This is a genomic window from Natrialba magadii ATCC 43099, assembly GCF_000025625.1.
GTDB lineage: Archaea > Halobacteriota > Halobacteria > Halobacteriales > Natrialbaceae > Natrialba > Natrialba magadii.
Window position 1 is genome coordinate 2,620,849 of record NC_013922.1, and the last position, 12,069, is coordinate 2,632,917.

Consider the following 12,069-nt stretch of genomic DNA (forward strand, 5'->3'; position numbering starts at 1 on the left):
GAATGTTGCCACCAGTGCCGACAGCGAATCAGGGGCCGGCCGCCGGTGTCGGCAACGCGACACTCACCAGCAAGAGCGAGAGCGAACTCACTACAAGCAGTGCCAGCAGGACGACGACGGCAGGAGTGAGACCAGTCTGGCGGAGTTGTCCGATCCGGATTTCGGTTCCCAGTCCGACGAACGCGAGCAGGAACAGCCAGTTGTAGGCGTTCTCGATCGATGCCTGTTGGTCTGCGGAAAAGACGCCAAGCGTCGAAAGCGCAGCCAGGGCGAGAAAGCCGAGGACGAACTTGGGAAATTCGGCCCAGAGTGTGCCCAGTGTCGACCGGAGTGAACCGAAGGGGGAGGGAGTACCATCAGCTGTCCCCGCCGCGGGCGTCTGTTCGCGAGCGTAGTAACTGGCGTACGCGAGCACGACGACACCGATCAACGCGTTGCGTGCGAGCTTGGTGATCGTCGCCCACTGGCCCGCGAGCTCGGAGTGGGCGAATCCGACCGCCACGACAGGTCCCGTCGAGAACATGCTGAGTCCCGCCCAGATGCCGAATACCTGTCCCGAGAGCCCGAGTAGATCGCCAACCAGCGGGTAGACGACGATCGTAAGCGCGTCGAACAGGAGCACCGTCGCGGCCGCGTAGGCGACGTACTCCTCTCTGGCGCGAATCGCACCGGCGACGGCGACGACAGCCGAGACGCCACAGATGCCACTGCCTGCCGCGAGCAGCGATCCGAGTCGGTCCGTGAGTCCGAAGACGAACCGAGAGAGCGCTTCGACGAGCACCACCGTCGTCACGACGACGAGGCCGATTGCGAGCAACACAAATCCGCCCGCCTCACGAATCGCATCGACCGAAATCGACGCCCCCATGAGCACGATTCCGGCACCGAGCCAGAGCTTGTGCGTTGCAATACCGGGCTCGAGACGCGACGGCACGCCTACCGTGTTCGCGAGGAGAAACCCGAGTGCAATCGCGAGCAGCAGATGATTCCCACCGATCGTCCCAGAGAAGAACCGAGCGACGAGCGCACCGAGACAGAGTGCAGCGATTCCAAAGAGTCGGCGAGAGAGAGCCATTCAGTTCGCTACCAGCTCCAGGTCCAGGGAATGTGGACATCGAGCACCGACACGAACGCAACGATCAGTGCGCCGACCACAACGCTCTGCCAGTCACGCTCGAGTGCGTTCCAGCGCGAACGCACTGCGACGAGCGATGGCAGCCGAGACTCTCCGTTCATACATCGGTTCGGTCCGCTGGCACACTTAACGTTTGCCGATTCCGTCACCGATGCCGGAGATTGTTGCCCCCACCTGTGACGAGAGTGGTGAGATGAGACGCTGCATGCACACCTCGAGTGTCAGCTGTCTCTCCAGTTGGACTCACAGCGACTGGAGTTCGCGCCAGAGTGCCGCTGCAACGGTAAAGTCCCCAACCGCTGCGTAGCCACGCTTGACGTACGGCTCCCCCGTCACCCTGTAGAGTTCGAGAAACGTTCCGACCGGCGCGAGACAGCGTTCAACGCGTTCGGCCTCCCGCCTCGCCCGCTCGTCGAACCCGTACCGACGGAGACCAACCGCGTACGCGAAGCTATTCCAGGGCCAGATCTGGGTGTGGTAGTCCCGGTGAAGCAAGAAAAACGGGTGCACCTCTCGTCGTGAGAACGACGCCTCGCGCAATCTGAGTCCGTTCGACGTCTCGAGTACCCCAAGCGAATCCACAATCGTCTCAGCCACCGACGGCTCGACGAGGCCGAAGTACAGCACGGGGACGTTCGCATCGCACGCGAGCACCGACGAGCCCCGGTGCTCGTCGAAGTACGAGCCGTTCCACAGCCGTCCGAGCCCCTTACGGAGCGCCCCCGAGCGCCCGGTGAACACCGTCTCGATCCCGCGGCACTCGAGTACCCCCGTCGCTGCGAGCAACAGCGCGGTGTTGTAGGCTTCCCGCGGCGCGGCAGCCGAGTCCCACCACGAACTGCCAGCACCGGTGACGAGACCGAGTTCCGAATCGACGAATTTCCGGTCGTGGAGGGCAGCCAGTGTGGCGATGGCGTTGGCGTGGTACTCGAGTCGGTCTGCTTCGGCGAGCAAGAGCACGAGTGCGGGGAACGTGTCGACGCCTTCGGCGGGCGTCGCGGCGTTGACGCTGGTGCCAGTGTGAAAGTCGGTGTAGAAGATATCCGAAAGCTGAGAGACGAGCCAGTCACCGGTTTTGGCGACGGTGTCGCGGTAGCCGGCGGCGACCAGCCCGCGAGCGGCAAAACAGAGGTCTCGGGGCCAGATACCGTGAAAGTGGCCGCCGGATTCGACGCCACCGGTGGCCCGTTCTGCGAGGATCGTTTCGGTGGCCCGCTCGAGTGAGCCGTGGTCGGGGTAGCCGTGTCGGCGAACGTGGCCGTAGTGTGCGAGCCGCCGCCAGAGCTCACGACTGTAGTATCGCGTCGCCGAGAGTGTGCCCATTATCGGGCGTGTGACTCGTCGTTCTCGTCCTCGGGATCGTTCTCATCCCCGTCTTCACTCTCACTCTCACTCTCACTCTCGCTTCCAGCGTTGTCGTCGTCTTCCGTTTCGGATTCGGCCTCGCTGTCGTCTTCGTCCTCGCCAGCGTCTCCTGCACGTTCGTCCGCCAGGTCCTCTCTCGGCGTCGCCTCCGGCTCCGTTCCTTCGGTCTGGGCGGGTTCTGCCTGTGTTGGGTCCGGCCCGGTTGCCTCAGAGGCTTCACTCATCGTCGCTGATTCGGAGACGTCGATTTCGACCTCCCCGTCCTCCGCCTCGGCCCGTCGCGGATCACCGCTCTCGCCGTCGAGACTCGGTTTCGATCGTGGTTCCGAGTCGTCGGTGACGAACTCGATCGGAGAGGATGCAGCGGAATTGTCTCCTGGATCGCTCTCGTCGGCGAACGATTCGAGATCGGTCTGTTCGGAAGCGCCCTCCTGGCGTTTTGAGAGACCGTACTTGAGCAGGCCAACGCCGGCCGCACCGATCGGAATCGACCGGAGTTGACCGCGAAGGAGCGCACGGGCGGCAGAGAGAACCAGAATGCCGCCGCCAACCAGTGGCAGTGTTCCCGGTTTGGAACCCACGTCGGGCGACACCGCCCCGTCGGTTCCGTATTCGTACCCGCTCGATTCGTCGTCGTCCCGATTCTGATCCCGGCCGTGATCGGAGGGTGTGTGTGCTGTCATCGATACAATGGTACCCGTCCCGGACGGTTGAAAGTTGGACCGGCAGATGACTACACTCGCGACCGTCGGCAACGAATCCAGCGGACCGCGACTCGATTCGGTGCTGGACCAACAGGATGGCAGAATGACGGGACGATAGGACAGCAGGACGACAGCACGGCAGCACAGCAGCACGACAACAGCGAACTGACACCGGATGGTTGACTCTGGCACCACCAGACCACCAAAGCGGCTCCCGCGACCCACTATGATTCCCAGTCGAACCGCTCCGGATCCCGCGCTGCAAGCGCCGTCCGGACCGCCGCGACGTTCTCCGGCACGTCGTGGACCCGGATGAGATCCGCACCCCGATCCGCCGCGAGCGCACTCGCCGCAACCGTCGCGTCACGCCGCTCGTCCGGCCCCTGGCCGACGTGGGCGAACATCGACTTGTGCGAGTGACCGACGAGCACCGGATAGCCGAGCGCGCAGAACTCCTCGAGTCGGTCCAGAATCTCGAACGACTCCGCCGCCGACTTCCCGAAGCCAATTCCGGGATCGACGACGATCTGCTCCCGGTCGACGCCTGCCTTCTCGGCAAGCAACAGCCGATCTGACAGCTGATCGATCACGTCCTCGACGACGTCGTCGTAGGTCACCTCGCGGTCCGGGTCGACGATCGAATCGATACTGTGCATCACGATCAGCCCCGCGTCGTGCTCGGCCGCGACGAAGCGCATTTCGGGATCCTCGAGCCCGGAGACATCGTTGATGATGTCCGCGCCGGCCTCGAGTGCGGCCTCGGCGACGACCGCCTTTCGCGTATCGATCGAGATAGCAACATCGAGGTCCGCGATCCGCTCGATAACGGGGACGACGCGCTCGATTTCTTCCTCGACCGGCACCGGCTCTGCACCGGGGCGGGTTGACTCCCCGCCGATGTCGATCACGTCCACGTCGGCCGCGACCATCGCCTCTGCGCGCTCGACGGCGTCCTCGAGTGCGTCGAACTCGCCGCCGTCGTGGAAGCTGTCGGGGGTGACGTTAAGGATACCCATGACGGCGGTGCGGTCGGCCCAGGGCGGTGTCTCGGCGCTGGTGGGTGTGGCTGTAGCGGTGTCTGACTCCGGAGCCGCAGTGGCTGCCGACTCGAGACCGAGCGTCTCGCCAATCTCACGCGCAACCGTCTCGAGTCCGTCCTCGCGATCGAGGGTCGATACCAGTTGCTCGAACTGCGCGAGCGTTCCCATCAACACCGCATCGACGCGCTCCTCGTGTCCGTCCTCGGCTCCCGACACGACACACTCGCCGCCGAGACGCACCAGTTCCGTTCGCAGTCGGTTCGCCTGCGACGACTGCAGGTTCGTCTTGACTACGCGGTGGACCGCTTCGCCGTCGAAGCGGTCGACGTCGGCGTCTGAAACCTGTGCGGACTCGAGTGCATTCCGTGCGTCCGACCGGTCGCGGATTCGCTTGGTGATCCCGGTCGTCGTCCAGCGCGAGCGGGCCTCGGCGACGGCGAACAGCGAGCCCGTGACGAGGACGCAGTCGTCGGGACCGGCGTCGGCGAGCGCCTGCGAGAGCGCGTCGGGGACGCTCCGCGTCGTCTTTACCTGGGCTGTGCCGGCGTCATCGAAGACAGTCGCGAGCACGTCGCGGTCCTCGGCGCGGTCGAGTCCCGGCTCTGCCGTAATTACAGCGTCGGGGGTCGGCAGCGCGGCGACCATCTCGCGGTGGTCCTTGTCGTGCATCGCACCGAAGACGAGGTGGAGGTCGTCGAACTCGTACGTTCCGAGCGTGGCAGCGAGTTGTTCGCAGGCACCGGGGTTGTGCGCGCCGTCGAGGACGACGAGCGGCTCGGTATCCAGCACCTCGAAGCGTCCCGGCCAGTGGGCGTTTCGCAGCCCGCGTGCGAGTTCGTCGGTCGACACGTCGGCGATCTGGCGTGCGAGTGCGGCGGCGATGCCGGCGTTCTCGGCCTGATGAGTGCCCGGCAGCGGAATCTGCGTCGAGACGGACCAGTCGTCGGCGTCGATCGAGACCGCGGCTTCGGTGTGGTTTGCGCGCCCGCCGTACTCGACGCGGACGTCTGGCGCAGTCGTCTCGTCGTCACCGTCCGCTCCCTGCCCCCCACCCCTCGTTCCAACTGTAACGACCTCGCCTGCAACCTCCCGAATGGACTCGAGTACCGGCCCGGTGACGCCTGTAACGAGCGGTGCGTCCGCGGGTGCGACGTGTGCCTTGTCGCGGGCGATTTCGGCTTCCGTCTCGCCCAGAATGCCGGTATGTTCGAGCGTCACGCTCGTAACCGCGCTCGCAACGGGATCGACGACGCTGGTCGCGTCGTACCGGCCGCCGATACCGACCTCGAGGACGGCCACGTCGACGTTTTCGCGGCCGAACTGCCAGATCGCCATCGCGGTCATCGCCTCGAAGAACGTCGGCGAGTTCCCGTCGGCGGCCTGCTCGGTCAGGTAGTCGTGGACCGATTCGACGTACGCACAGACAGCTGAGCGGGGAATCTTCCGGCCGTCGACCTGGACACGCTCGCGGAGGTCCTCCAGGTGGGGAGAGGTGTAGAGTCCGACCGAGAGCCCCGTCTCGCGAAGCGTCTGTTCGACCATCCGCGCCGTACTGCCCTTCCCGTTCGAGCCGGCGACCTGCACGAACGCGACGTCCTCGTGTGGATCGTCGAGGGTTGCAAGTAGCTGCGCCGTCGACGCCGTCCCCGGCTTCGGCCGAAAGCGCCGCAAGCCGAAGAGAACGTCCGCCGCCTCGTGATACTCCATATCCGAACCACAGAGCCAGTCCGCTTTAGGGTGTCGGACTCGACCCCAATTCGGGTGACTGCACGTCGGTCTCTTCACCGGTTCCTCACGTCGACTGGTGGTCTGTGAACCGCCCACCGTCCCAGCCGCCGAGTTTCGCTCGCAGCCAGTACTCGACCGCCGCGGCGATGAGCAGACCGACCGCGTACGGCCCAAACAGAAGGATGTGAACGGGGCTGTCTGTGGTGAGGAACACCTCGACCGCGAGCGCGTATGGAACCAGCGCGAACAGGACAACTGGGATGACCAGCCCGCGCGAAAACAGCGCCGCCAGCGGAACCGCGGCGACGGCAGTCGCGACGACGAAGCCGACGAGTACCGACGCCGACGGCTGAATTCCCGCCCGGAGCACGAGCAGCGCCGTTGCGAGGCCGACGAGTCCGGCAGCGGTGGCGACAGTCCGACCGAGACCGATCCGTGAGAGCGGGAACGATGGCAGGTTTCGAAGTCGTCCATCGCCGACGCCGTACCCCCGCCGAAGTCCGAACTCGACGAGCCCGGCCACGACGACCAGCGAGAGCCAGACGTACCACGTGTGGGCGTAACTCGAGACGTGCGTCGGGCCGTCGACGATCACGTAGCCACCTAGCTCGTCCCACTCTGGCAGCGGTGTCGTGAGTTCGAGGTATGCCGCCCCCGCAAGAACAGCGAGAAAGCCAACGGCAGGAGTCAGTAACCGGGTATAGGACGTGATAAACAGTGCAACGAACCCCAGCGTGAACCCTGCCAGTACGAGCACTGCGAGCTGTGTGGGAGAGTCAAGCACCGGGTAGTTCCCACGGGCGAAGAGCGCCAGTATGCACGTGACGTTCAGCAGGCCACCGATGGCACCAGCAGCGAGCGAGCGCAGTGATGGTCGGCGTGGTGAGTCCGCTGTTGTCATACTCAATCTCTCCTGGGTTCCGATGTGGAGGGGTGTTGGAATCAGTCTGGAACGGGACTGAAATGAGGACTGGATCGAATTCGGATCGAACACGGATCGAATCTGCATCGGACCCGAACCGCATCCGGATCGAACTCGAACCCGACTACTCGAGTCCACCCTCCGCAGCCAGTCCTGCTGAATCGTCGGCGGAATCCTTCGTAATCTCGAGGAACGCATCCTCGAGGCTGCGTGTCTCTGCTGTCTCGGCACGTGACTTCAGCGTCTCGGGGTCGTCCTGTGCGACGAGTTTTCCATCGTGGAGCACGCCGATCCGGTCGGCCAGATCGTCGACGACTGAGAGGATGTGCGTCGAGAGGAAGATGGTCATCTCCTGATCGGCCAGATCCGCAATCGTCTCGCGCATCGTCCGGGCCGCACGCGGGTCAAGCCCACTCGTCGGCTCGTCGAGAAAGGCGACTGCGGGCTCGTGCAGCACCGCCTGAATAACACCGACCTTCTGGCGCATCCCCTTCGAGTAGTCCGAAATGCGCTTATCCGCGTCTTCGGTGAGGTCGAACCGCTCGAGGAGGCTCTCGATTCGCTCGCTCGCTTGCTCGTCCGGCAGGTCCCGCAGACCGGCGGCGTACTCGAGTTGCTCGCGGCCCGAGAGTTCGTCGTAGATCGGCGGCTCCTCGGGGAGATAGCCGATGTGTGGCGTGACGGATTCGCGGTCGGTGATCGGGTGGCCGGCGACGTGGGCAGTTCCCGACGTGGGCTGTGTCAGTGTCGTCAGCATCCGCATCGTCGTGGTCTTACCGGCGCCGTTGGGGCCGAGAAAGCCGTAGACGGTGCCGCGTTCGACTTCGATCGTCAGGCCGGAGACGGCAGTGGTGTCGCCGTACTGCTTCGTGAGATCGTCCGTGACGATGGCAGGGGCTGTTTCGGGCGTCGCCGCCGGTTCAGCGGACTTATCGCGGGCCATACTGATCGTTTCGTGTACAGGGAGTTAAATTTGTGACATACTTATCAGGGTAGCGTCGCCTCGGTTAGTCACCCGGCCCTGACAGAGAATGACAACAGTCCGAATTGTTTATGCCGATCATCGTTCAACGGTCAGTATGGCCCTTCAATTCCTCGCTCTCGCCGTTTTCTCGACGGGGTATACACCACACCCCGGTGATCCCCGATGAGTTCGCCCGCAACCGTCATCGCGCGAACGCAAGTCCGACGGACGATCCGGACGGTCGTCGGCGATCGAATGAAACTGCTCATGATGGCCGGAATCGCCCTCCTCGCGCTCGGTCCCATCACCGCGGTTGGGCTGTTGATCCTCCCTGCCTTCGGTGAGGAGGTCGCGACCGGTGCGGTCGACGCACCGATTGCACTCGAGATCGTCTCGGGCGTCACCGCACTCGCCTGGCTCTTTCTCATCCTCATGGCGGGGATTCGAACGTTTACCGCCGCCGCGAACCTCGACCAGCCCGCGCTCGTGTTGCCCTCCGCGCCACTCCGTTCGACCGTAATCGGCAACATCGTTGCCGAGATCCTCCTCTTTGCAATCTGGCTCGTGCCGCCAGTCGTGGTCTACTCCGCTGCGTTCGCAAGCGGAGCAGGAACGGTACTCCCCGCGCTCGCGATTCCGTTCGTCGCCGTTCTCCTGCTCGTTACTGCCGTTCCCATCGGCTTCGTGGTCGGCACCTGGGCGCGACACTTGCTGACGGTTTACGAACCGATCGCACGTTACCGGACGCCGGTTATCGTTCTCCTCGCACTCGCCTACTTTGGCTCGATCGCCACCGGCTGGTTCGATACAGTCGCCACGTTCCTGTTCGACCTCGTCGGCGACGGCCCACTTGGCTGGTTCGGCCACGTACTTTTCCTCGGGATTCCGACGATCGACCCCGACCCCGCCGCCGTCGTCGGCGCGATAGTTGGCTCGGCCGTCCTGATTCCGGTCGCCGTCGCAATCGGCGTCGTCTCCGCCCGCGTTCACTGGTACGCTGACCCGGCACGCATCCAGGACGACTCAGAGCCTGCCGCGACTGGTGAGGGTACCGACCGACTGTCTGGACTCCTCGATCACGGCCTCTCAAAGCCAGTCAGGACGATGACCGTGACGGCGATCCGCCGAACGAAGCGCGCACCGATTCGGCTCGCCTACGCCGCGTACCCGCTGTTCGGCATGCTCTTTTTCGCACAGGAGATCATCGAGACCGGGACAATTCCTAGCTACATCGCCGTGCTCCTCTGTCTGTACGTCGTCTGGGGAACCGGCGTCCTGTTCGCACTCAACCCGCTCGGCGACTTCGGCCGGGCGCTGCCTGCTGTGATGACCTCGTCAGTCGCCGGGAAGACGGCCGTCCGAAGCCGTCTCATCGCGAGCGCACTCGTCGGCGTCCCGCTCGCCGTCGTCGTCTCGCTCTCGGTTGGCATCATCAGCCCACTCTCACTCGAGGAGACCGCCGTGCTGGCAACCGGAACCATCCTCGGGGCGTTCGTCGCGCCGGCACTCGCAGTCGGTGTCGGCTCGGCGTTCCCCCGATTCGGCTCGGTGGCAGTCACCAGTAACAGCGAGGCGGTCATGCCGAGCAAGATGGCCTTCCTCGTCTACTCAGCGGGGATCATCCTGCCGACGATGGCCGCCGTCGTGCTGTACACGGAGGCCGCACCGGTGGCAGCGGAAATCGCCACTGCACTCATCACTTTGCTCCCGGAACTCGAGTTCACGATTACTGGCGACCAGCTCACGCTGGCCGCGTGGGCGGTGCTGATCGCCGGCATCGTTGCGCCGCCGGTTGCCTACCGCTACGCGGTCGAGCAGTTCGACTGGTATCGGATTGACTAGGGCTGGATTTGAGGGCTGAAACGCTGCTAGAACCGACGTACACCCGTCGTCCGCTCACGACTCCTCCTTTTTCCGATCCTCGATAAACAGCCGCACACCCATCACCGGAATAAACAGGAAGAACGCGAGCAACATCATACCGACAAAGATGGCGTTTGCGAACGCTGGCGACAGTGCCGGTGTCATCATCCACGACGCCAACACGAACCCACCGACGACGGAGATCACCACGAGGGCGTAGAGGTCGGTCCGCCGAACCGGGACTTCCTCAGTCATAGTCGACCGTTGCGACTGGACCCATATAGAGTGTCGTATCTCAGTCGCTGACAGCACGTCCTCGACATCCCTTCAATCTCGCAGTTCGCTCCCGGTACGCGGTTGACCGGTTCGACTGATGCGCCCTCGAGTGACCGGCCATTTCGATCGCTATCTTCGATACTATGAATAAATTTTTGTATTATTGGACGAAATTTCGAATAACGTGCGTCTTGAACGGTCCGTTGTTGCTGGATCTGCCCTCCTCGCTACCGTTGCGCTCGGTTTCTCGGCGTCAGCCCTCGAGACGGCGTCGGTTTCGTCGTCTCCAGCGCCGGACCTAGCGGCTGAGAATGGGGGTGGGTCAGCGCTATCGATCTTCGCCGCGGTCATGGCAGTTCTGGATATGCTGCTCAGTCTTTTTGGTATCGACCTCGAGTCTGCCACGTCTGGTTCCGCACCCGGATCTTCCCTCGAAGTGCTTTTTACCGTTGCCCACGCCGCGTACCCGATTGTTCTTCTCGCCCTCATCGTCCTCGTCGTGGGTGCCACCGGAGTGTTCTCGCGGCGTCGGCTTCCGTCGTCGACACTCGCGCTGGCACCCACCGTAGTGAATCCCCGGTGGTGGGCTCGAAAACCGGCGGAGAACGAGACACCTGCTGATTCCTGGCCTCCCGAAACCGCACCGGACGAAGCCACTCGAGAGTGGCTCGAGTTAATTGAGGGAATCGACGCGAGCAGTCCTCGGTCCCGAACGCCCGCGGAGTGGGCGACCGAGGCCGTCGATTCCGGGTACGACGAGTCGTCCGTCGAAACCGTAACGCAGCGGTTCAGGGAGGCGCGATACGGGTCGGACTGCCAGGCGTCATCGCGGAATCGGACTCCAACCGACGCGGACGAACCCCGTGACGTCTGATGGGGGCGGTTTCTCTCGTTCGAACGACGCTCGTCGGGGTGGGCCTCTTGTCGTTCGCCGCAGGACTCGTTCTCGTGACGAGTTCGACAGCGGCGACGACGATTCGGTGGCCGTGGTCTGACGAGTTGCTCCTGGTTTCAATCTTCACGCTGTGTTTCCTGCTTGCAACCTCACTGATTCCGTTCGGTGTCTTTCCGTTGCAGGATCCATCGGAGACCGAGCCAACCGCACCCGGACAGGTTCCGCCGACGCCAGCCCCAGGACGCGATGTCGAGCGGGTCGTCGATAGTCGCTGGCCAGCGTCCCTGCCACGGCACCGACGCCGCCGACTTCGACAACGGATGCGCGAAACCATCGTTCGAACGCTCGTCCGACGGACCGACTGCGACGAAACGACGGCCGAAGCAATGATAGCGAACGGAACGTGGACGGACGATCCAATCGCAGCAGCGTTCGTCCGCACCGATTCAGAGCGAACTGAAACCCGTCTCGAATCGATGACTGACCGTCTTCGGTTCACTCGCCGATTGCGACGAACAGTGCAGGCAGTACTGGCACTCGAGGACCGGGAGGTGGACGGCCGGTGACGCCACGACGCACCGTCCGGTGGAACGTCCCCATCGTCGCCGGACTGTGCGCAATCGGGACGGGCGTTCTTTTCGAGGAACCGACAACGCTCCTGCTTGCGGTTCCCGCGCTCGTGTTCGCGGCGTACGGCTACCTCGCGCCAATGTCCGCGATGGCACTCGAGATCGATCGAACGCTCTCCGTGGACCGACCCGCGAGCGGCGAGGCGGTCGAGGTCACCGTGACGATTCGAAACGCCAGCCGACGACCGATTTTCGATCTCCGCGTTGCGGACGGGGTTCCTCGACTGCTCGCCGTGGAAGACGGGTCCGCTCGACACACGGCAGTTCTCTCCCCCGGCGAAGAGACGGCGTTCTCGTACACCGTGGTTGTGACCCCCGGCGTGCACCGGTTCGAACCGGCGTCCGTTCTCGTCCGGGGTCTCGCCGGAAGTACCGAAGTTGTGGCCGAACTCGAGACCGAGACGGTACTCGCGTGCCAACCGACCGCTCGAACGATTCCGATCGAACGTACGAGGCGACGCCAGCCCGGATCGAACGCCGCCGTCGATACTGGCGACGGACTCGAGTTCGACGCAGTGCGAGCGTATCGGAGGTGAGATCCGGTAACC

Annotated in this window: 12 protein-coding genes; 4 read left to right on the forward strand and 8 right to left on the reverse strand. The window is 64.0% G+C overall.

Annotated features, from left to right (window positions below):
- Nucleotides 1-28 precede the first annotated feature (28 nt).
- From NMAG_RS12260 to NMAG_RS12285, 7 genes are all read right to left on the reverse strand, one after another.
- Nucleotides 29-1,075, reverse strand: a complete 1,047-nt coding sequence (locus tag NMAG_RS12260; RefSeq protein ID WP_004215257.1) for a YeiH family protein — start codon at nucleotides 1,073-1,075, stop codon at nucleotides 29-31.
- 8 nt (nucleotides 1,076-1,083) lie between these two features.
- Nucleotides 1,084-1,236, reverse strand: a complete 153-nt coding sequence (locus NMAG_RS22135; protein WP_004215256.1) for a hypothetical protein — start codon at nucleotides 1,234-1,236, stop codon at nucleotides 1,084-1,086.
- 142 nt (nucleotides 1,237-1,378) lie between these two features.
- The gene (locus NMAG_RS12265) at nucleotides 1,379-2,458 is read right to left on the reverse strand and encodes a glucosidase family protein (protein WP_004215255.1); all 1,080 of its coding nucleotides are present in this window, start codon (nucleotides 2,456-2,458) and stop codon (nucleotides 1,379-1,381) included.
- Nucleotides 2,458-3,183 carry a hypothetical protein gene (locus NMAG_RS12270; protein WP_004215253.1) on the reverse strand — a complete coding sequence of 242 codons (726 nt, stop codon included), beginning with the start codon at nucleotides 3,181-3,183 and terminating at the stop codon, nucleotides 2,458-2,460. The genes NMAG_RS12265 and NMAG_RS12270 overlap by 1 nt, the downstream gene beginning before the upstream one ends.
- A gap of 245 nt (nucleotides 3,184-3,428) precedes the next feature.
- Nucleotides 3,429-5,951, reverse strand: coding sequence for a dihydropteroate synthase (gene folP / locus NMAG_RS12275; protein ID WP_004215251.1), 2,523 nt, complete (start codon nucleotides 5,949-5,951; stop codon nucleotides 3,429-3,431).
- Nucleotides 5,952-6,036: 85 nt separating this feature from the next.
- On the reverse strand, nucleotides 6,037-6,873 hold the full coding sequence (locus NMAG_RS12280; protein WP_004215250.1) for a hypothetical protein: 837 nt from the start codon (nucleotides 6,871-6,873) through the stop codon (nucleotides 6,037-6,039).
- 145 nt (nucleotides 6,874-7,018) lie between these two features.
- Nucleotides 7,019-7,837 (reverse strand): ABC transporter ATP-binding protein, encoded by an 819-nt coding sequence (locus NMAG_RS12285; protein ID WP_004215249.1) that lies wholly within the window; start codon nucleotides 7,835-7,837, stop codon nucleotides 7,019-7,021.
- 204 nt (nucleotides 7,838-8,041) lie between these two features.
- Between NMAG_RS12285 and NMAG_RS12290 the strand changes: the two genes are divergently transcribed.
- Nucleotides 8,042-9,700, forward strand: coding sequence for a hypothetical protein (locus tag NMAG_RS12290; protein WP_004215248.1), 1,659 nt, complete (start codon nucleotides 8,042-8,044; stop codon nucleotides 9,698-9,700).
- A 54-nt stretch (nucleotides 9,701-9,754) separates the two neighbouring features.
- Here NMAG_RS12290 and NMAG_RS12295 read toward each other — a convergent pair whose 3' ends face one another.
- Nucleotides 9,755-9,976 (reverse strand): hypothetical protein, encoded by a 222-nt coding sequence (locus NMAG_RS12295; RefSeq protein ID WP_004215247.1) that lies wholly within the window; start codon nucleotides 9,974-9,976, stop codon nucleotides 9,755-9,757.
- 385 nt (nucleotides 9,977-10,361) lie between these two features.
- Between NMAG_RS12295 and NMAG_RS12300 the strand changes: the two genes are divergently transcribed.
- Genes NMAG_RS12300 through NMAG_RS20990 form a run of 3 tightly spaced genes read left to right on the forward strand, consistent with a single transcriptional unit; the run spans nucleotide 10,362 to nucleotide 12,057 of the window.
- Nucleotides 10,362-10,871, forward strand: a complete 510-nt coding sequence (locus tag NMAG_RS12300; protein ID WP_012996692.1) for a DUF4129 domain-containing protein — start codon at nucleotides 10,362-10,364, stop codon at nucleotides 10,869-10,871.
- Nucleotides 10,871-11,458 (forward strand): DUF7269 family protein, encoded by a 588-nt coding sequence (locus NMAG_RS12305; RefSeq protein WP_004215245.1) that lies wholly within the window; start codon nucleotides 10,871-10,873, stop codon nucleotides 11,456-11,458. The genes NMAG_RS12300 and NMAG_RS12305 overlap by 1 nt, the downstream gene beginning before the upstream one ends.
- Entirely contained in the window at nucleotides 11,455-12,057 is a 603-nt protein-coding gene (locus tag NMAG_RS20990) for a DUF58 domain-containing protein (protein WP_004215244.1), read from the forward strand. The genes NMAG_RS12305 and NMAG_RS20990 overlap by 4 nt, the downstream gene beginning before the upstream one ends.
- The last annotated feature ends 12 nt before the right edge of the window (nucleotides 12,058-12,069 follow it).

What these genes read in the sequence shown, in the direction of transcription:
- NMAG_RS12260 (WP_004215257.1), bottom strand. Translation starts at nt 1,075, where the DNA reads ATGGCTCTCTCTCGCCGACTCTTTGGAATCGCTGCACTCTGTCTCGGT.
- NMAG_RS22135 (WP_004215256.1), bottom strand. Translation starts at nt 1,236, where the DNA reads ATGAACGGAGAGTCTCGGCTGCCATCGCTCGTCGCAGTGCGTTCGCGC.
- NMAG_RS12265 (WP_004215255.1), bottom strand. Translation starts at nt 2,458, where the DNA reads ATGGGCACACTCTCGGCGACGCGATACTACAGTCGTGAGCTCTGGCGG.
- NMAG_RS12270 (WP_004215253.1), bottom strand. Translation starts at nt 3,183, where the DNA reads ATGACAGCACACACACCCTCCGATCACGGCCGGGATCAGAATCGGGAC.
- folP (WP_004215251.1), bottom strand. Translation starts at nt 5,951, where the DNA reads ATGGAGTATCACGAGGCGGCGGACGTTCTCTTCGGCTTGCGGCGCTTT.
- NMAG_RS12280 (WP_004215250.1), bottom strand. Translation starts at nt 6,873, where the DNA reads ATGACAACAGCGGACTCACCACGCCGACCATCACTGCGCTCGCTCGCT.
- NMAG_RS12285 (WP_004215249.1), bottom strand. Translation starts at nt 7,837, where the DNA reads ATGGCCCGCGATAAGTCCGCTGAACCGGCGGCGACGCCCGAAACAGCC.
- NMAG_RS12290 (WP_004215248.1), top strand. Translation starts at nt 8,042, where the DNA reads ATGAGTTCGCCCGCAACCGTCATCGCGCGAACGCAAGTCCGACGGACG.
- NMAG_RS12295 (WP_004215247.1), bottom strand. Translation starts at nt 9,976, where the DNA reads ATGACTGAGGAAGTCCCGGTTCGGCGGACCGACCTCTACGCCCTCGTG.
- NMAG_RS12300 (WP_012996692.1), top strand. Translation starts at nt 10,362, where the DNA reads ATGCTGCTCAGTCTTTTTGGTATCGACCTCGAGTCTGCCACGTCTGGT.
- NMAG_RS12305 (WP_004215245.1), top strand. Translation starts at nt 10,871, where the DNA reads ATGGGGGCGGTTTCTCTCGTTCGAACGACGCTCGTCGGGGTGGGCCTC.